The organism is Enterococcus sp. 5H (assembly GCF_028128615.1).
GTDB lineage: Bacteria > Bacillota > Bacilli > Lactobacillales > Enterococcaceae > Enterococcus_L.
On the sequence record NZ_AMDP01000002.1, the window covers coordinates 1 to 18378 of the forward strand.

Sequence of the window (18378 nt, forward strand, 5' to 3'; positions counted from 1 at the left end):
TGGGGAAATTCTATATAAAAGGTCGTGTTGATCCGGATCGTAATGAAAATAAAACGACAGTTGAAGCGATGGATGCTTGGATGTTTATGGAAGGGATTTATGAAAGTAAATTAAAATATCCTGCCCCATTAAGAAGTGTCGCGTTAGAAATTGCGAATTTATCTGGTGCAGAAATCAATGGACCGTCATTAAATGCGGTTAGTAGTACATTAATTGATAAGCCAATTGGTTATACCTATCGGCAAGCGTTGAGCATAGTGAGCCAAATTGAAGGGAAATACGCCAGATTTGATCGTGAAGGTTTGTTACAAATATCAGCTTTGGAAGATCCAAATTATTTAATCTCCACAAATGAATATTACATGAAGGGCCTCGTAAAAAACGAGGTTCTTTTTCGCGTCGGTGGGATTTCTTGTAAAGTAACGACTAACGATGCAGGTGGTAATGAGGTAACAAAGACGTTACAAGCCGGAAGTGACAAAGGTTCTCAGATCGTACTAGAAAATAATGTGATGACACAGGTGTTGCTAGACAGCTTGTATAACAAAATCAAATCCATCAATTTTTACCCCTATACGCTAAAGTGGCGTGGTAATCCAGCGTTAGAGGCTGGCGATTGGATTACGATGATTGATCGTAAAGGCAATAAGTTTAAGGTGCCTAATTTTAATTACAAATTAACCTATAGTGGTGGCTTAACTGCTATTAGCTCAGCAGACACGACACCCGCATCCGATGTGGCGTACAAATATAAAGGTCCATTAAGTCAGACCATTGACAATATGGACCAACGGATTGATGCGGCTGGAAAGAATACAGTTTATGAGGGCATTGACGAGCCACCATACCCTAAAGAAGGAGACCTTTGGTTTAAACCCAATGGACCTGATAAGGAATTATGGATATATATGCTCAAAGAAGATGGTTCATATGGTTGGGTGATGCAAACGTCTACTGCTCCTAATGACGAGCTACTAGCGGAAATAAAGGAATCATCCAATAAGGCTGACGAAGCTAAAAAAACAGCAGATAATGCAGTCTCTAAAGCCGATCAAGCAATCAAAGATGCAGGTTTTGCAAATGAAAATGTTGATTTTGCAAATGAAGAAATATCCAGTTTAAAAATAACCACAAAAGGTTTACAAGTTACAGTTGCTAATAAGGCTGAACAGTCTCAAGTGACACAGCTGGCCGGTCAAATCACTTCCGTAGTCGCCGATGTCGAAGGAAATAAGAGCCAAATTACACAACTGTCAAATGATATTAACCTGAAAGTGTCTACTGGTGATGTTATTAATCAGATCAATATTAGTCCAGAAAGTATTTTAATAAGTGGAAACAGAATACAAATAACTGGTGATACTTTTATTGAGAACGGGATTATTACCAATGCAAAAATAAAGGATTTAAGTGCCGATAAAATAAATGCTGGAACGATCAACGCAGCAAATGTAAATATTATTAATTTGAACGCTAGCAATATTTCTTCGGGATTTCTCAATTCAAATAGAATACAAGCTAATTCTATTACGTCAGATAAAATAAATGTCAACTCACTAAGCGCAATCTCTGCTGATCTTGGAAAAGTTACTGCAGGTACATTAGACGCAGTCAACATTATTGGTGGTGTCATTGATTCTCCATTATTCAGAGTGCCAACAATGGAAACTATAGTAGAATCAACATGGGACAAAGATAATTACAAAACTCAAATGAAATTTACTAAAAGGGGCATCTTTATGTTGACCTATGCATGGGAATATTATTATTCAAACCCATCTAGTAAAAGATACAACATTTTTCAAATTGAACTGACTGTAATTCGATCGCAAGAAGCGTATTACGAGAAGTGGACGGGTACAGGATATGGTAGTTCAATTGATACGGCCGTACCGACAGGTGGAAATACAATTAAGAAGAGCTTTGGGAGCAGTGTCTCTAGCTCATACGCCTCCCCGCCTAAAGAGTGGTCATACGCTCGGAGTGTGTATACTAACTGATACTAAGGAGGAGAATATGGAACAAGAATCTAGAGAACAAGCGATAGTAAATCAAATGGCATCTAATTTCGCAACTAAGGTCGCTGAGTTAGAAGCAGAAAAGGCAATTCTTCAAGTTGATAATCAGATCTTAAACAGAAAAATAGAACAGTTAGAAAAAGAAGGTGAGAAGTAATGGCGTATGAAAAGCAAACTTGGGTGAAGTATGACTTGAATAAATCCGAAGAAGAGAATATCCAAAATGGAGCAGTTGGCACAGCGGAACGATTAAACCATATGGAGTCTGGCATAGAAGCTGTAGATCAATTGGCAGATAAACATATTAAAGATAAAAGTAATCCTCATAGCACAACTGCCGCACAAGTTGGACTAGGAAGTGTTAGTAATTATGGTATTGCTACAACTGTAGAAGCAACTGCAGGTACCGTCAACAATAAATATATGACTCCTTTTCTAGTTTCAGAAGCTTTAAAAAGCACAAAAGAAAATTTAAATAAAGCTCAAATGAGCAAAGTCACGGCAAACAATGGGCAAGCATTTATGACGATAACCAACGCTATGTTATTAGATTCGTTTGTCAATCAAGGTCCCGGATTTTATACCTTTGTAACAGGAGGTACGGCAGATGCACCACCGGAAGTGCCGATTAGAGGGTTCGTCAATATGACACGAGAAGGAATTGCGAATGTGTTTGCTATATCTGATTCAGGTAAATATTATTTCCGATTTTTAGAAAATAATAAATGGAAGAATGACTGGCAACGGTTGGCATCTACGAGCGAATCTCATTTATACCAATCGACATTAATTACAACCCAAGATTGGGATACTGTTAAACAACCGGGTATTTACTATGTTAATGGAGCCTCTGGTGCAAATAAGCCTGACAAAGCAACAACAATGTATGGATATTTAGAAGTTTTTTCAGATGGCAAAACAGTTTTACATCGATTTAACAGTTTTAATGATGAGATTTGTACTAGAGCTTACTCTGGTAACCCCTCCATTTGGAAACCGTGGAAGGCGAGATAGTTATGGATTTTATCAAAGGGGTAAGGAATGGCTGTTTGATGGTCATTCCTTTTTGGATTGTCGTGATTTATATAGTATTTAAAATAATGAGAAGGTGGTAATTATGGAAATGATGACTTATTTAGAAAGATATGTGGTAGATGCGGATACGAAGGCAATCTATGTTTTGATGTTAATATGTATTGCGATGATTATTGATTTTTTAAGCGGGACGTTCGCAGCAAAGATCAATAATGAAATTGAATTTAAAAGCAAAGTAGGCATTAACGGCATATTGCGGAAAATCGCAAGTATGGCCTTGTTAATGTTTTTTATTTTACTTGCACCGTTGATTCCTGGAGGCGCAGGAGTAGCCTTAGTTTATGTGCTTTACATTGGATATTTGATGATGGAACTTAAATCAATTTTAGAAAATTATAAAAAAATGGGTATTGGTACAGAGTTGTTCGAAAACTTTATCAAAAATATTAACAGTGGAAAGGATGATAGTGATGAGTAGAGATGTGATCAAAGAAGAAGTTGTAAAAATCGTCAAAGAACAAACGGAACGCGATGTTCCGAATGAAGTTAAGAAAAGAACCGCTGTGGCGACGGTTAACCACTATTTGAATGAGAACAAAGATGTAACGCTAACAATCAAAGAAATTGATGATCTAATTGAGGAGGTTGTTTCTGATGTCACCAAATAAACAATTAAGTGTTAGATGGTTTGATGAGCGAAAAGGAAAATTGACTTATTCCATGTATGGTAGCCGTAACGGTTCCGATGGAACAGCGGATTGTTCTGGATCAATTACTCAATCGATCAAAGATGCAGGTGGAAAGACTTATGCTTTTTTATACAGTACAGTGACACTAGCGCCTTACTTAACTGAAAACGGCTATGAACGAATCGCGGTCAATCAAGAATGGGATGCAAAAGAAGGCGACATCGTGATGATGAGTTGGGGCAGAAGTATGGCTGATAGTGCAGGAGCTGGCGGACATGTTGGCGTAATGAAAAATGCTTGGGACTTCATCAGTGTAGACTACTGGACAGGTGGACAAAAAGGAACTGCAGTATCTGAACACAACATCGATAACTATTTAAATGTTAATCGCCCAAGCTATTTCGAGGTTTGGCGATTAAAAGATAGTGGAAGTGCTGTTAAACCTGTAGAACCAAGTAAGCCAAGTCAGAAACGCCGTTTCGGTTACAGAGTAGATGAAGTTAAATTTATCAATGGTTTGTGGCAAATCCGTTGTAATTCATTAGCCCCTGCTGGTTTTGATTGGACAGATAACGGTATTAATGCTACTGATGTGGATATGATCGATCCGGGAACTGGCGCAATGTTAGCTGATCAGCAAACTATTAGGCAAGGTAGGTACTTTGCGTTTAACGAGTCGAGAGTATCTGATACAGGCGTAGTAGTTAGTGATCATGGTCATAATTTTCGCAAGTTTAACTTTACACAGCCTACAGGTGATGTTTGGTTAGTTCGAGGTAGCAAGCAGCAGTTAGTTTATGGATAAAAATTGACTTCTCGAAGTTGAGAGGATATAAACAGAGAATAATTTAAACCACCAACTGAAACATTTTTCCCCGAGGCAAGTGTGTTTGTTGGTGGTTTTTTGTTTCATCGCTATAACTGTTTTTTTTCACAAAGGAAAGGTCAAGAACTTGTTCTATAAATTTAGTAGTTCTTTTTTCTTTTGGTCAAATTCTTCTTTTGTAATTATATCTAAATCCAATAGTTCTTTGTATTTTTTTATTTCATCAATACTGCTAATGTTACTAGGCGTATTAAACGCCTGTTGAGTTTTTGTTTGCATAGGTGAGTTTAATTGTTTTTTTACTAAATTCACAAATCTTTGCAACTCGGACGCAGTAAGCTTTTCAAAAGTATAATCTTGAGCGCTGTCTGTGATAATTGCGGTTCCATACAAGACTTGCTGTTTGGATCTTACAGAATTGATGTTTCTTAGCAATATTGTAATTTCAGTTAGCCCCACATGTTTTCCAAAGGATATAGACTTTGCATTTAGCTCCTTAGATAGATATAAGACTCTCTTATTGGTCAAGCAAAGCACACCTTGCGGTTTTCCGTTACTTTGTATAAAAGTAATTAAATCTTCATCATCCTCAATAATATCTGGTAACAATTTCAAATCTTTTTTTGTCAATGGTAAAGTTATTTTTTGTTCTTTTTTCATTTGTAATACTTCGTTATACGTAACACTCATTTCTTCACCCCATTTTAATTTTTTATCTCTTCAGCACTAATTCTCCTAAGATAACTTGCTTTATAAGTATATCAAACAAAACGTTAAGATTAAACCGATACCCTAATTTTAAGATTAATTAATTTATAAACAGAGCCCGCCGGAAGTAGCGGGCTAGAAGGAGGAAGGGAGTTAAGGTTGTTTAGCCTCCCTTCTTTATTAATGTGCGCAATTATTCGCGAAATATTTTTTATCTCTTATTCTTTTTTACTGAAATAATTAGTTCCAAGTTGTATGCTATATAATAGAAGGAAAAATTATTCAAAGAAATCTCCATCATCAAAATAAGCATCGCAAAACTCATCGATCTCTTTTGTCGTCTCAATCTCGCCAAAGGGATCATCTTTATCCGCGCTCATATTAGACCACTTTATAAAGTCTCTAATTTTAATATGTCGTATATCCATATAATCGATATACACATCACCGATCATAACTGTGTCCATGTCAGCAAATCCACGAAACGTACCTGTCACATGAGGTTTGACTTTGCCTAAATCATCTAAAGTGTTTAATTGGATATCCAGGAGCTTATTATATTTGATAGATTGATCCAAGTAGTGATCTATTTGGGCCGTTGATTGTTGGGGGAGACGTTCTATAATTCTTTCTTGCTCTATCTTCTTTTCTACTGCTGCAGTATGCTCAGACAAAAAGAAGCCAGTCCATTTTTTAATACCACGATCTTTGTACTCTAAAAAGTATGGGTCCAATTGATCTGCCATAATAATCACCTTCTTTCATTTAAAGGTGATTTAATTATACGAACGTTAGTTCTGTTTGTCTAGAGTTAGATACTTAGCTTTTCGTTATACATTTCATTATTGTTCATAGAATTTATAGATTTTGGATTAGAAGAAGAATAATTTAAACCACCAACTGACACATTGTTCCCCGAGGGCAAGTGTGTTTGTTGGTGGTTTTTTGCGATTAAATTGAATACCATTTGAATACCAAATTATGATTATTGAGTTATATTGAAAAGTAACTGACTTTAAATTGAACCTTGTTTTATAGGTTTTTTACATCGTATTAGATCGAATTAACAAATCATTTTAGATAACTATAATCTATTTTTTAAGATTAAGATAGCAATTTACTATTATTTTTTCACATAATTTCAAAAGTGTTGAAATAAATTTTCGATAAAAAATAAAAAAAGAATCGGTATCAAACAAGAGAAAACCAGTCTATTTATCACGATATTCAAATCGCTAAAATAAACTGTTAATGACATCCTTAACCTACGAAGAAATATTGGACTAATGAAAGTAAAATCATCATTAAAGCAATTAAAGCACAAACCATAAGATGTCGTCTTTTGTTCATCACAACAATAGCAATAAATTCTCTTAAAAAAGCATTTGGCAAATAATAAAAAGCTGTTTTAGCTCCAATTCCATCAGCATTTAAATGCGCCATTTTTGCAAATAAACCAGCTCTGAATAGGTGAAAGTTATTGGTTGTAAAAATTGCTCGATAATGAGTACTTCCAAAAGCTTGTTCCATTACTTCTTTTGAAAATTGCATATTTTCAAGAGTATTTCTTGAATTTGTTTCAGCTAAAATATCTTCTTCAGGAATCCCTTTTTCCACTGCGTAATTTTTCATTGCAGTTGCTTCGGCTAGATGCTCATCGTCACCTTTACCGCCTGACATGACGATTTTAGGCGGATTTTCTGTTGCTAAAACCTGTGCATGGTAAAATCGGATTGCTTTTTCTATTCTATTTGCTAGAAGTGTGGAAACTTTTTGTCCGTCAATTAAGCCTGCACCTAACACGATAATAAAATCTTGTTTGAATTTTGGCTGGTTAAATTGATAAATAATAGATATAGTTAAAAAATTATAAAAAACGATAAAGAAATAGAACATCGACATAGGAAGAATTGCAAAGAGCGCAGATGCCCACGAAGGCAATATCCTTGGAGAAAAATAAGTGAAAATTAGGAAAATAGTTAAACCAATCGCTAGCAGTAATGTCAGTAAATTAGCTAATGAATGTCCTTCTTTTCGCAAAACAACAAGTGCATTCCAATAAAGAAAAACCAATAATGCATAAACACCAATTAATAATAGCAATACAAAAACGACACCGGTAACACCAGCTAGCCCAATTAAGAGTGGGTTATACGTTCTGACCAGCAAAACACCCAAGTACATCAATCCCACAATCAAAAAGACGTTAAATAAAAAACCATTAATTAATCTGCGTTTTTCTTTGAAGTAATAAAATAAAAAGAGTAACAGCAAGCTCAAGGGAATGAAAAAATAAAATGTCCCTAATTGAACCTCTAGAAAAATAACATAACAGATAAAGCAAATGGAAAACCAAAGTAATTCGAAAAACTTCCAATTCTGATTAACTTTTTTACGACGCCAACGTGGAATAAAAAAAGCACCAATCAAATAACTCATCCCAATAAAAATAGTAAAATAATTGCCCATAATAGAACTCCTTTAATAATTGATCTCTTGTTAATTATAACGAAGATTGAAAGAAAAAAATAGCGGATAGGATTATCAAACGATAATTTCTCCGCTATTTCTAATTGATTATAGTTTATAAAACAAAAACCGGTAATGTAATGAAGAAACGTGTACCTGATCCGGGTTCTGAAATCAGTGAAAGGTGCCAATCATATTTAGCAACGATAGAGGCAACTGCGAAAAGACCTAAACCAGTGCCTTCGTCTGCTGATTTTGTTGTGAAAAAGGGCTCAAAAATTTGTTCTTGTAACTTTTTAGGGATACCTGGACCGTTGTCTGAAATTTCAAGTGTAATAAAATGATTTAGTTTACTTAATTGTTGCTTATTTTTTTTAATTAGTTCAATAGTTTCCTTAGTTGCGGGTCTTACTTTAACTTGAATTTCTTGAGATTTTCCTTGGTTTTCTCTGGTTGCTTGATAGGCATTTGTAATTAGATTATAGATTAAGCTTTGAAGATCAATCTCTTCCAATTTTGCGGTACCAAGATTTTCTTGAATTGAAATGTTGAGTTGAACTTTTTTTGGAATAATTTCTCTAATCAGATGAGTTGCGACTCCGATAGCTGCAGAAATATCCATGCATTCTTTAATGCTGTCCTGTGTTTTAGAAAAGCGCAACACGTTTAATGAAAGCTGCTTACCTTTTTGAGCAGAGTGGAGAATTTCTTCTAGATCTGTCGTTAATATAGGATTTTCAGCGTATTCTTCCAGTAACAATTGGGTGTTTCCAATAATTGGTGTTAAGAAATTATTCATATCATGAACGATAGATGTTGTTAAAAGACCAACTGTTTCCATTTTGTTTCGTTGATATAATTCACGTTCCAGTTGGTGCTGCATTTTTTGCTGTTTTTGTTTTTCAATTAGTTTTCGGTTTTCTTCAGCTATGGTTTCTTTTTTTCTAAAGCTATGAATAAATAGTGCGCACACAATAATCAGAAGCAATAACAAAATTAAAAGGAAAGAAAGAATAACAACAAAGTTAATAATATCATCGTTTCTTTCATTATAATCGGCATTAATGGCTACAACCCATTTAGCTAAGCCCACATCAATCCATTCAAAGGCGCTGATTTTTATAACTTCTGACGGTTTATCTTCATCCCACCAATAAGATTTATAGGTTAATTTTCCAGAAGAATGGCTTAACTGATATTGCTCAAGTTGTTTCAAATCTGAGTAATCAAAATCTGGATAGATTTTTTCTCGATCATTGACGATATCCAATCCAACTTGTTGTTCAACTGGATGCATGACAACCGTCATTGAGCGGTCTTTAATCATTGGGTAACCTTTATAATCCAATTCAAAATCTTGTAGAAAATTTTTATAGAATATATCAAGTTTTAGTGGTAAAACCAGGTAACCATCAAGTTCACCTGATGCGGTATGAATTTCTTGATAAAAATTTACAAATGCTTTTTTATTAATAAAATAAGAAGCTCCGTTTTGGGGAGTTGTTGTTGTAGCAGATAATTGTTTTACTGATGGATCGTTGAGAATAAATGGCTGAATCGATTGAATATCTGCAATAGAAACAGCTTGTTGACTGGCTTCCCAGTGAAAAGCATATAAAGCTGTGCCGTCAGGATCTATGTAAAAAAGTGTATCTGCTTCATTATTAAGTGAATCAAAAAAAGTATTCAATGAAGAGTGACTATTTTCTAAATAGGTTTCAGGATTATCGCTATTTTTCAGATTTCCATCAATAGCTAGATAATTTAGCGCTTGGTGTCGGTTCTTCATAGAGAGTTGAATCACTTTCCCAACATATTCGGTAGACTGCAATAAAAAATCTTGTCCGCTGGCAGTTGTTGTTTTCCTAATAACTGAAAAACCACGAATAGCAAAGAAAACGGATACAGCAATGAATATAGTCATTGCGATTATCATGATGTTGACAATTTTATTCGTACGTTTCATTAGTCTGGCTCCTTTTAAAAGTCTGTTCCTATCATAGCAAGTTCATGTTGAAATTTAAAGATAATTCCGCTATTGTATAGGTAATGCAAATAAGGATAACGAGGTGTACACGGTGCGGAACGAAAAAATATTAGTAGTAGATGATGATCCTGCGATTCGACGTTTAATTTGGAAATCGCTGCAATCTACTGGTTTATTGATTTATCAAAGTGATACAATTGAAAAAACCTTAGATATTATGGATCGAGTAGAGTTTCAGTTATTTTTATTGGACGTTAGTTTAGAACACGAGAATGATGGCTATCATTTGGCTCAGTTGATTCGAGAACGTCAGCCGCTTACACCAATTATTTTTGTTAGCGGTAAGAAAAGTGATCAGGATATTATCAGTGGTTTGGAGTCAGGTGGCGACGTTTATCTTTCAAAACCTTTTGCTCCCAATGTTTTACAAGCACAAGTAATCAGTACTTTAAATCGAACAGAACAATTATTAACGCTCAGTCAGCATCGAGAAGAAACGTTGTTGAAAGAAGGGATTTTTTCCTTTGATAAAAACCAATATCAGTTTAGTAAAAATGGTGAAATAGTGAGCATGACATCTAAAGAAATCATGATAATTTTATTTTTTATGGAAAATCCTTATCAAGTATTTAGCAAGGAACAGATATACGCTAGTGTCTGGAGTGATGGAGATCTAGATAAAAATTTAATTACCGTTTATATTAATTACTTAAGAAACAAAATAGAAGATGATCCCAAAAAACCAAAGTATTTACAAACGGTTTGGGGTATCGGTTATCTCTTTAATCCAGAAGAGAAAGAAAGTTAAGTTTAGTTAAAGAGGGTGAACAAAACATACTTGGTTTTGCTTACCCTCTTTTTAATTGTCCATCAAAAAAAATTAAATAAGTCCTTCCAATTTTGCGAAAAAGAAACTTAATGCTAATAAATCGGCAGATCCACCAGGGCTAAGATGATCTTGTATCAAAGCTTGATCGAAATTTGTCAAAGCTTGTTCAAATTGTTGTGGTGAAATAGCTTTTGAACAATTATCCAGAAGTTCGTTTGCTCGTTTTTTTACCTTTTGCCAAGCTTTAATGCCGCCTCGATTGATTAAATTTGCATCTTCAATTGTTGCCATTAGTTTTAGCAATAATAGTAAAAAAGTTGTTTGTTGATTTTTTTTTCGATTAGTTCGTAAGAAAGGGAGAGCAAGTTGGTGAAGTGCAGGGTAGCCAGCAGCAGCTTCACCACGGATTCCTGTGATTCCATGATTTAGAAAAAGTTTTTCACCATAGCTTAAAGTTTCTTTATTGTTTAAGTTGGTAAAATCGGTTTGGACTAAGTTAGCGGTCATTGCTTTTACGTATTCAAAAATTTGTGTGGTTTCTTTATCTGAAAAAGGTATTGAAACCTGTTCTTCTTGGATTACTTTACCAGTGGCACTTAGTAATAGCGCGAATGAAAAGTTAGCGCCTTTGTGTGTATTGATCCCGTTTGTCTGATCCAGCATTGCATTTTCCGCAAGTTGTCCGTGTTTTCGAACTTTCTTAAATAGCTGAATCGCAGTTCCTGTATGATTTAAACCGAGTTCAGTGTAGTCAATGAGAAAAGGAGCTAGTGCGTCACAACTTTGGAGAAATGTTTGATAATTCATATCAGTATGTGCACCATTACTTTGTGGATCAACCAATCCGGGTTTGGGATAAAGGGAAGCTTCAAAAATAAGTGCTTCTAAAGCCGCTTCACCAAGTAGCTGTGCCGATAAATCTTTACTTTGTTGTTTCATGTAGATGTTTTTCCATTTCTTTTATAATAAACTTTTGTGAGTAATCCAAGTGTTCAGTGATTAATAATGATAATTGCTCTTCTTTTTGGTCTAACATGCATTGGTAAATTAGCCAATGTTCATGTAGTGCTTTGTCCCGACGTTCTTTTGACCGAATAGAAATATCGCGGAAATAGACAAGATATTCACGTAGCTTCATAACAATTGATTTTAAACGCAACATTTTACTTTTTTCATATATTAATTCGTTAAAATCAGAAAATTTTTGCAACACTTGATCAATTTCATTTCGTTCATTTAAGGTTTCAGTTTCTTCAAGCAAATCTTTTAACTCTTTGAAATCATCAATAGACATTTCTTTCATCGCGGTAATCGTGGCTAGAACATCTAAGGATTTTCGAATAGCATAAATTTCATGAGCATCATTAATAGAAATCCCTTTTACTATAATGCCCACACCGAGTACATGGTCAACTAAGCCTTCTTCGACGAGTTTTTGCATTGCATAACGAATCGGCGTACGGCTGATATTCATCACTTCAGAAAATTCTTTTTCATTAATCCGTTGTCCAGCAGGAATTTCTCCAAGAATAATAGTTTTGCGAAAAGCTTTATAAACAAGTTCTTTTAATGGAAGATTTTCGCCTAAATCCAGATTTTTCCCAACTGCTTCGGAAATAGTACTCATATGATCGTGCCTCCTAAACTGTGAACTATTCATAATAGTACGATTATGATTGTTGATCTTAATTTTAAAATGGATTTAATACTATAAAGTGCGGCATAGATTAAGTGTTTGCTGCACTTTATAGTAAAGTATACTAGGTTATTATTATTTTTTACTGAGGAATATAAAGCGGCATATGACCTGTTAAGATAATCGTTACAACAAAGATAATAAAGATTCCTAGCGCCCATTTAGCCGATTCTTTTTGCCATTGCCCCATGTCTAATCCTGTTAAACGAAGTAATAAGTAGATAAAGGCAACCAGCGGACTTAATAAGTGGAATGCTTGTCCCATCAATGAAGCTAATGCCATTTGCATATCCGTAAAGCCATATGCGCGACCAGCTTCAGCTAAAACAGGCAATACACCGAAATAGAAACCATCATTTGAAATAAAGAAGGTACCTGGTGCAGAAATCAACGCAATCACTAAGCCCCAGAAACCAGCTAACTGATCTGGAATAAGTTTTGTGAAACTCTGAGCTAATGCATCTGCCATTCCAGTTCCTTGGAAAAGTCCCATAAAGACACCAGCTGCAAAAACTAGAATAACTACTTGAACAGCATCCCCGCCATTAGCTCCAATTCGTGAAGATTGATCTTTTAAGACAGGGTAATTGACTAGTAAGGCAATTACAGTTCCAGTCAAGAATAGGAATAAAGGAGGTAAGCCTAAGCCAACAAATGAATCAGTAACTAGTAAAGCGATCAATAGAATCGTTAAAAAAGCATTGAATAACCAAATCTTAGGACGACGGATAGCTAAAGTTTCTTCATCAGTCACAGTAGTCATCGCATCAATTTCAGCATCTGTTAATTCTTTAACTCCTAAACGTGCCCGTTCTTTTCTTCCCATAGAAGGTGCTACGATGAAAATGACATAAAGTAGTGCAACAATCATTCCAGGAATCAAATACGCTAAAATCTCAGCTCCGACATTTAGCACACTCATTGCACGGGCTGTCGGTCCACCCCAAGGAAGCAAATTCATGATTGTATTTTGTAAAATAACCAAAACACCTAAATTCATTAGTTTCATATCTAATTTTTTGTAAATAGGAATAAAAGCCGAACAACAGATCAATGTCGTTGTTGTACCATCACCATTTAACGAAACAGCAGCAGCAACAACAGCGGTAGCAATTAAAACTTTCATTGGATCGCCTTTAGCAATATGAATCATCTTTTTCGTAATCGGATCAAACAACCCAGCATCCAGCATAATTGAAAAATAAAGAATAGCGAACAATAACATAATTCCGGTAGTAGAAGTTGTTTTAATTCCTTCCATTACAAAGTCGCCAATAGATCCTTTCTTAGAAACACCACTAAACATTGCAATTAGAGCAAAAATCAATGGAATCAAAACTAGTGCGGTAAACGGTGACATTTTCTTTTTCATGATGACAAACATAAATACAATAATCATCACATAAGATAAAACAGTTAATAACATTTTTTTCTCTCCTTCAGTACTAAATTTATTTTTTTAACAAGCAGGGTTTCTGTATTGATTTAATAAAAAAATAACAGTAAAGAATATTTAAGAAAGCCCTTTCTTGTTTGTTTAACAAAACTTAGTGTAAAGGAATAAGATACAGATAAATAGAGAATCAATGGAAAAAGAACACCAAAAAAACAGGAATGATAGCGGTTTCTTAAAGAGATGTTAATAAGATGTTAATAAAATGTTAAATGTCTGTAAACGCTGTTATATAGGCGTTTTTTTTATTTTTTAAAGAAAATACCATCAGAGAAACAGCGAAAGAACAATTTTGAGCTAAGGATTTCATTTTATTGTTAGCGTTTTTACCTATAATGAAATCATAAACAGAAAGGATGTGAATTCATGGGTCTGTTTGAACGACTGTTTAGTAGAGAAAAACAACAACGAATAAGTGAAAAAGCTGTTGTTTCAAAGGCTGAAAAAACAGCAGATGAGTGGCAAGAACTTAGTGGCTATCTTCCGGCTGAAAATAGTGAGTATCAGTTAGTATCACTAGTTGCAACTGCGATTGCAGCAGGAAATCAACCAGAAAGCCAATTTACGATTAAACGTATTTCAAAAAGAAATCCAGAAGCACAGCTAGTCGGGGTCATTGCTACTAGCATTGCATCAACAGAGCAACCCCATAGTCAATTTGTAATCAAGTCAATCAAGGAAAAAAGATCGATTTAGTATGTTAAAAGAAACTATTTATTCAATTTAGGAGGAAAAAGTATGTTACGTAAATTCAAGATCACAATTGATGGAAAAGATTATTTAGTAGAAATGGAAGAAATCGGGGGAGTACCACAAGCTCCAATAGCGCCTAGTCCTGTAGCGTCACCTGTAACAGCAACTCCAGTAGTTGAGGCTGCTCAAGCATCTGTAGCAGAACCAGAAGCCGCAGCACCCAATATTGTGCCAGCTGGTAATGATGCGATGACCTCACCAATGCCGGGAACCATTTTGAAGATTTTAGTAAATGTTGGTGATGAGGTAAAAGAAAATCAACCGTTACTTATTTTAGAAGCAATGAAAATGGAAAACGAAGTTGTTGCATCTGCTAACGGAAAAGTGACGGGACTTCATGTCACGCTAGGACAAGTGGTAAATGCTGGTGATTCATTAATTACGATAGATTAAACAGAATTTATTTGGAGGAAGTGAAATCGTGGAAACATTAATTCAAGGAATTACATCAATAACGTTTGGACAAATTTTTATGATGGCTATTGGCTGTTTACTAATGTATTTAGGAATCAAAAAAGAATACGAACCGACTTTGTTAGTGCCAATGGGATTGGGAACTATTTTAGTAAACTTTCCGGGAACAGGTGTCTTAACTCAAGTGGTTAATGGATCAGAAGCAGAAGGAGTCTTAGATGTTCTGTTTAAAGCGGGGATTGCCACAGAATTATTCCCATTGTTAATTTTTATTGGCATTGGCGCGATGATTGATTTTGGTCCACTTTTACAAAATCCGTTTATGCTATTATTTGGAGCTGCTGCTCAGTTTGGTATTTTCTTTACAGTAATTGTAGCGGTTATGTTTGGTTTTAATATAGAAGAAGCAGCATCAATTGGGATCATTGGGGCGGCAGATGGACCAACGTCTATTTTCGTATCTAACCAACTAGCACCTAATTTACTAGGACCAATTACAGTTGCAGCATATTCCTATATGGCGCTTGTACCGATTATTCAACCAATTGCGATTAAAGCTGTAACAACGAAAAAAGAACGTAAAATCAGAATGACATACAAAGCTGATAGCGTATCAAAAATGACAAAAATTATTTTTCCAATCGCAATTACAATCGTTGCTGGTTTTATCGCACCCATTTCGTTACCTCTAGTAGGTTTCTTAATGTTTGGTAATTTGTTAAGAGAATGTGGTGTATTGGATCGTTTGTCTAATACAGCCCAAAACGAGCTGGTAAATATTATTTCAATTTTACTTGGTTTAACAATCTCTATTAAAATGCAGGCAGAATTATTCCTAAATGTACAAACGTTGATGATTATTGCCTTCGGTTTAGTAGCGTTTATTATGGATTCGGTTGGTGGTGTTTTATTTGCTAAGTTACTAAATCTGTTTAGAAAAGAAAAAATTAATCCGATGATCGGTGCAGCTGGGATCTCTGCATTTCCAATGTCTAGTCGCGTGATTCAAAAAATGGCTACAGATGAAGATCCGCAAAATTTTGTTTTAATGTATGCGGTTGGCGCAAATGTTTCAGGTCAGATAGCTTCGGTTATTGCAGGTGGATTGTTGTTGGCATTCTTCTCATAGTATATAGAAAGTTTAAATTAAGAAAGGGGCTTAAAAAATGGATACAGAAGCATTAAAAATTGCTGGAGAATTGATGGTTTTTGGAATGGGCGGCGTGTTTTTAGTTTTATTTTTACTCTATTTGATTTCAAAATTACTATTAAAAGTATTTCCAGCTAAATAAAATAGGAAGTGAAGCAAGATGGAAATCAAAAGATTGTGGTTGAATCGTGATCCGGATATGTATGCAAAGTGGGCAGAATTACTTGGAAGAGCATATTTGGTGGCGGATGACCAGGTCGATTTTAGTATTGGATTTTTTGATGGCGAGAAACTGATTGCAACGGGGGCAATTTTTCAAAATATCTTAAAATGTATTGCGATTGATCCAAAATACCAAAATGAAAATCTACTGACTCAAGTTATCCAAAAACTCCGCGAGCAATTGCAGGAGGTTGGATACACACACTACTTTTTATATACAAAACCCAGTGTTAAGTACTTGTTTAAATCTTTGGGATTTAGCGAAATTATAGCAACTGAAGAACTGATTTTTATGGAGCAAGGCTTTCCAGATTTTAACGATTACTTAAATGAAATCAAACAGTTCAAGCAGTCGACACATGAGAATGCAGGAATTGTTATGAACGCAAATCCTTTTACAAACGGACATCTGTATTTAATTACAGAAGCAGCCAAAAAAAATGAAACTGTTTATGTTTTTGTCGTTTCAGAAGATCGTTCCCTTTTTGACACGGCAACACGTTTTCGTTTAGTAGTAGAAGGGGTTAAAGAGTTAAAAAATGTTGTGGTCTTGCCAACGAGAGAATATATTGTTTCAAGTGCTACTTTTCCCTCCTATTTTCTTAAAGATCAGGCTAAAGCTTCAGTTGCAAAAGTTCAGGCAAAATTAGATGCAGCGCTTTTTAAAAATAGAATTGCGCCAATACTTGAAATCACCAGCCGTTTTGTGGGAGAAGAACCATTTTCTCCAGTAACGGAAATGTATAATCAAGCAATGAAAGATAGCTTTTTGGATAATCTTGATTTGGTGATTTTACCGAGAAAACAGGCTGCAGGTGAAGTTATTAGCGCATCTCGCGTCAGATCATTGCTTGTAAAAAAAGATGAACAAACACTTAAAAAATTAGTACCCGAAACAACGTTTAAAGAATTGATGAAATATAAAAAAATAAGAGGTGTACATTTTGGAAATTAAACAAAGCGCGTCGGCTGGTACGACTGAATCAAGCGATATTTTAATTACCATCGACAAAAATCAGTCAAATGACATTCAGATTAATTTAGAGAGTAGTGTAGAAAAACAGTTTGGTCGGCAAATTCGAGCAAAAATTCAAACTACTTTGGAAAAACTCAATGTAACAAATGCAAAAATCAAAGCAATCGATAAAGGTGCGCTTGATTGCACAATTGAAGCGAGAACGATTGCAGCCGTTTATCGAGCAGCAAATCAAGATACGATTGATTGGCAGGTGATACAAAAATGGAACGATTAAGAAGAACGATGATGTTTGTACCCGGAGCAAATGCGTCAATGTTAAGAGATGCGACGTTATATGGTGCAGATTCGTTAATGTTTGATTTAGAAGATGCTGTTTCACTAAAAGAAAAAGATAGCGCTCGTTTACTTGTTTATCATGCGTTACGAACATTTGATTACAGCTCTGTTGAAACAGTAGTCAGAATCAATGGTTTAGATACTGTTGGCCGCCAAGATGTTGAAGCGATGGTTATTGCAGGCGTTAATGTTATTCGTTTACCCAAAACAGAAACAGCACAAGATATTGTTGATGTAGATAAAGTAATCACAGAAATGGAAACCAAATATGGCATCAAAATCGGTACAACGAAAATGATGGCAGCCATTGAATCAGCGGAAGGTGTGTTAAATGCACGTGAAATTGCTCAAGCAAGTGAACGGTTAATTGGAATTGCTCTGGGTGCAGAAGATTATGTTACAAATATGAAAACTCATCGATATCCAAATGGTCAAGAATTATTTTTTGCCCGTAGTTTTATTTTACATGCTGCTAGAGCGGCTGGAATTGCTGCTATCGATACTGTTTACTCCGATGTTGATAATACACAAGGTTTTCTTGCTGAAGTGGAGTTAATTAAGCAGTTAGGCTTTGACGGAAAATCAGTAATAAATCCTCGCCAAATTCCCTTAGTTAACAGCGTTTATGAACCTACTGAAAAAGAAATTCAGCAAGCGAAAGAAGTTATTTGGGGAATTCGTGAAGCAGAAGCAAAAGGCTCAGGTGTTATTTCTGTGAATGGAAAAATGGTGGATAAACCAATCGTTGAACGGGCAGAGCGAGTGATTGCATTAGCAATTGCTGCGAAATTAATTTCTGAGGAGGAAGTCTAAA

21 protein-coding genes are annotated in these 18378 nt (G+C 35.2%); 14 read left to right on the plus strand and 7 right to left on the minus strand.

Going from position 1 to position 18378, the window contains the following annotated elements; all coding sequences use genetic code 11:
- From C240_RS00175 to C240_RS00200, 6 genes are all read left to right on the plus strand, one after another.
- Positions 1-2000 (plus strand): gp58-like family protein (locus C240_RS00175; RefSeq protein WP_271489041.1); only part of this gene is annotated, 2000 nt, incomplete at its 5' end.
- Between the two features lie 16 nt (positions 2001-2016).
- A complete protein-coding gene (locus C240_RS00180) occupies positions 2017-2175 on the plus strand; it encodes a hypothetical protein (protein ID WP_271489044.1) in 159 nt (52 codons plus the stop codon).
- Complete coding sequence (locus tag C240_RS00185; RefSeq protein WP_271489046.1) at positions 2175-3032, plus strand: pyocin knob domain-containing protein; 858 nt, start codon at positions 2175-2177, stop codon at positions 3030-3032. Before C240_RS00180 ends, C240_RS00185 begins: the two co-directional genes overlap by 1 nt.
- Before the next feature lie 109 nt (positions 3033-3141).
- On the plus strand, positions 3142-3531 hold the full coding sequence (locus C240_RS00190; protein WP_442896568.1) for a phage holin family protein: 390 nt from the start codon (positions 3142-3144) through the stop codon (positions 3529-3531).
- Positions 3524-3721: a hypothetical protein gene (locus tag C240_RS00195; protein ID WP_271489051.1), complete on the plus strand. Its 198-nt coding sequence runs from the start codon at positions 3524-3526 to the stop codon at positions 3719-3721. The genes C240_RS00190 and C240_RS00195 overlap by 8 nt, the downstream gene beginning before the upstream one ends.
- Positions 3708-4547 carry a lytic exoenzyme target recognition domain-containing protein gene (locus tag C240_RS00200; RefSeq protein WP_271489053.1) on the plus strand — a complete coding sequence of 280 codons (840 nt, stop codon included), beginning with the start codon at positions 3708-3710 and terminating at the stop codon, positions 4545-4547. Before C240_RS00195 ends, C240_RS00200 begins: the two co-directional genes overlap by 14 nt.
- 153 nt (positions 4548-4700) lie before the next feature.
- Here the strand turns inward: C240_RS00200 and C240_RS00205 are convergent, their stop codons facing one another.
- The 4 genes from C240_RS00205 to C240_RS00220 all read right to left on the minus strand — a co-directional run bounded on the left by C240_RS00205 (position 4701) and on the right by C240_RS00220 (position 9711).
- Entirely contained in the window at positions 4701-5228 is a 528-nt protein-coding gene (locus C240_RS00205) for an SHOCT domain-containing protein (RefSeq protein WP_271489055.1), read from the minus strand.
- A 326-nt stretch (positions 5229-5554) separates the two neighbouring features.
- Positions 5555-6022 carry a hypothetical protein gene (locus tag C240_RS00210; RefSeq protein WP_271489058.1) on the minus strand — a complete coding sequence of 156 codons (468 nt, stop codon included), beginning with the start codon at positions 6020-6022 and terminating at the stop codon, positions 5555-5557.
- 514 nt (positions 6023-6536) lie between these two features.
- A complete protein-coding gene (locus tag C240_RS00215; RefSeq protein ID WP_271489061.1) occupies positions 6537-7745 on the minus strand; it encodes a YdcF family protein in 1209 nt (402 codons plus the stop codon).
- Positions 7746-7860: 115 nt separating this feature from the next.
- Positions 7861-9711 (minus strand): sensor histidine kinase, encoded by a 1851-nt coding sequence (locus C240_RS00220; RefSeq protein ID WP_271489064.1) that lies wholly within the window; start codon positions 9709-9711, stop codon positions 7861-7863.
- Between the two features lie 112 nt (positions 9712-9823).
- Between C240_RS00220 and C240_RS00225 the strand changes: the two genes are divergently transcribed.
- Positions 9824-10540 carry a response regulator transcription factor gene (locus C240_RS00225; protein WP_271489067.1) on the plus strand — a complete coding sequence of 239 codons (717 nt, stop codon included), beginning with the start codon at positions 9824-9826 and terminating at the stop codon, positions 10538-10540.
- Positions 10541-10612: 72 nt separating this feature from the next.
- Here the strand turns inward: C240_RS00225 and citG are convergent, their stop codons facing one another.
- The 3 genes from citG to C240_RS00240 all read right to left on the minus strand — a co-directional run bounded on the left by citG (position 10613) and on the right by C240_RS00240 (position 13683).
- A complete protein-coding gene (gene citG / locus C240_RS00230; protein WP_271489070.1) occupies positions 10613-11500 on the minus strand; it encodes a triphosphoribosyl-dephospho-CoA synthase CitG in 888 nt (295 codons plus the stop codon).
- Positions 11484-12188 (minus strand): GntR family transcriptional regulator, encoded by a 705-nt coding sequence (locus C240_RS00235; protein ID WP_271489074.1) that lies wholly within the window; start codon positions 12186-12188, stop codon positions 11484-11486. Before C240_RS00235 ends, citG begins: the two co-directional genes overlap by 17 nt.
- A gap of 151 nt (positions 12189-12339) precedes the next feature.
- Entirely contained in the window at positions 12340-13683 is a 1344-nt protein-coding gene (locus tag C240_RS00240) for a CitMHS family transporter (protein ID WP_271489077.1), read from the minus strand.
- A gap of 393 nt (positions 13684-14076) precedes the next feature.
- Here C240_RS00240 and C240_RS00245 point away from each other — a divergent pair, with 393 nt between their 5' ends.
- From C240_RS00245 to citE, 7 genes are read left to right on the plus strand one after another with little or no spacing between them, the layout of a single operon-like run.
- On the plus strand, positions 14077-14406 hold the full coding sequence (locus tag C240_RS00245) for a hypothetical protein (RefSeq protein WP_271489080.1): 330 nt from the start codon (positions 14077-14079) through the stop codon (positions 14404-14406).
- A gap of 42 nt (positions 14407-14448) precedes the next feature.
- Complete coding sequence (locus C240_RS00250; protein WP_271489082.1) at positions 14449-14856, plus strand: acetyl-CoA carboxylase biotin carboxyl carrier protein subunit; 408 nt, start codon at positions 14449-14451, stop codon at positions 14854-14856.
- A gap of 28 nt (positions 14857-14884) precedes the next feature.
- Positions 14885-16006 (plus strand): sodium ion-translocating decarboxylase subunit beta, encoded by a 1122-nt coding sequence (locus C240_RS00255; protein WP_271489084.1) that lies wholly within the window; start codon positions 14885-14887, stop codon positions 16004-16006.
- A gap of 37 nt (positions 16007-16043) precedes the next feature.
- On the plus strand, positions 16044-16169 hold the full coding sequence (locus tag C240_RS00260; RefSeq protein ID WP_271489086.1) for an OadG-related small transporter subunit: 126 nt from the start codon (positions 16044-16046) through the stop codon (positions 16167-16169).
- Between the two features lie 18 nt (positions 16170-16187).
- Positions 16188-17204, plus strand: a complete 1017-nt coding sequence (gene citC / locus C240_RS00265; protein WP_271489088.1) for a [citrate (pro-3S)-lyase] ligase — start codon at positions 16188-16190, stop codon at positions 17202-17204.
- Positions 17194-17502, plus strand: a complete 309-nt coding sequence (gene citD / locus C240_RS00270) for a citrate lyase acyl carrier protein (RefSeq protein ID WP_271489091.1) — start codon at positions 17194-17196, stop codon at positions 17500-17502. The genes citC and citD overlap by 11 nt, the downstream gene beginning before the upstream one ends.
- On the plus strand, positions 17490-18377 hold the full coding sequence (gene citE, locus C240_RS00275; protein ID WP_271489094.1) for a citrate (pro-3S)-lyase subunit beta: 888 nt from the start codon (positions 17490-17492) through the stop codon (positions 18375-18377). Before citD ends, citE begins: the two co-directional genes overlap by 13 nt.
- Position 18378: the final 1 nt, after the last annotated feature.

What these genes read in the sequence shown, in the direction of transcription:
- C240_RS00180 (WP_271489044.1), top strand. Translation starts at nt 2,017, where the DNA reads ATGGAACAAGAATCTAGAGAACAAGCGATAGTAAATCAAATGGCATCT.
- C240_RS00185 (WP_271489046.1), top strand. Translation starts at nt 2,175, where the DNA reads ATGGCGTATGAAAAGCAAACTTGGGTGAAGTATGACTTGAATAAATCC.
- C240_RS00190 (WP_442896568.1), top strand. Translation starts at nt 3,142, where the DNA reads ATGATGACTTATTTAGAAAGATATGTGGTAGATGCGGATACGAAGGCA.
- C240_RS00195 (WP_271489051.1), top strand. Translation starts at nt 3,524, where the DNA reads ATGAGTAGAGATGTGATCAAAGAAGAAGTTGTAAAAATCGTCAAAGAA.
- C240_RS00200 (WP_271489053.1), top strand. Translation starts at nt 3,708, where the DNA reads ATGTCACCAAATAAACAATTAAGTGTTAGATGGTTTGATGAGCGAAAA.
- C240_RS00205 (WP_271489055.1), bottom strand. Translation starts at nt 5,228, where the DNA reads ATGAAAAAAGAACAAAAAATAACTTTACCATTGACAAAAAAAGATTTG.
- C240_RS00210 (WP_271489058.1), bottom strand. Translation starts at nt 6,022, where the DNA reads ATGGCAGATCAATTGGACCCATACTTTTTAGAGTACAAAGATCGTGGT.
- C240_RS00215 (WP_271489061.1), bottom strand. Translation starts at nt 7,745, where the DNA reads ATGGGCAATTATTTTACTATTTTTATTGGGATGAGTTATTTGATTGGT.
- C240_RS00220 (WP_271489064.1), bottom strand. Translation starts at nt 9,711, where the DNA reads ATGAAACGTACGAATAAAATTGTCAACATCATGATAATCGCAATGACT.
- citG (WP_271489070.1), bottom strand. Translation starts at nt 11,500, where the DNA reads ATGAAACAACAAAGTAAAGATTTATCGGCACAGCTACTTGGTGAAGCG.
- C240_RS00235 (WP_271489074.1), bottom strand. Translation starts at nt 12,188, where the DNA reads ATGAGTACTATTTCCGAAGCAGTTGGGAAAAATCTGGATTTAGGCGAA.
- C240_RS00240 (WP_271489077.1), bottom strand. Translation starts at nt 13,683, where the DNA reads ATGTTATTAACTGTTTTATCTTATGTGATGATTATTGTATTTATGTTT.
- C240_RS00245 (WP_271489080.1), top strand. Translation starts at nt 14,077, where the DNA reads ATGGGTCTGTTTGAACGACTGTTTAGTAGAGAAAAACAACAACGAATA.
- C240_RS00250 (WP_271489082.1), top strand. Translation starts at nt 14,449, where the DNA reads ATGTTACGTAAATTCAAGATCACAATTGATGGAAAAGATTATTTAGTA.
- C240_RS00260 (WP_271489086.1), top strand. Translation starts at nt 16,044, where the DNA reads ATGGATACAGAAGCATTAAAAATTGCTGGAGAATTGATGGTTTTTGGA.
- citC (WP_271489088.1), top strand. Translation starts at nt 16,188, where the DNA reads ATGGAAATCAAAAGATTGTGGTTGAATCGTGATCCGGATATGTATGCA.
- citE (WP_271489094.1), top strand. Translation starts at nt 17,490, where the DNA reads ATGGAACGATTAAGAAGAACGATGATGTTTGTACCCGGAGCAAATGCG.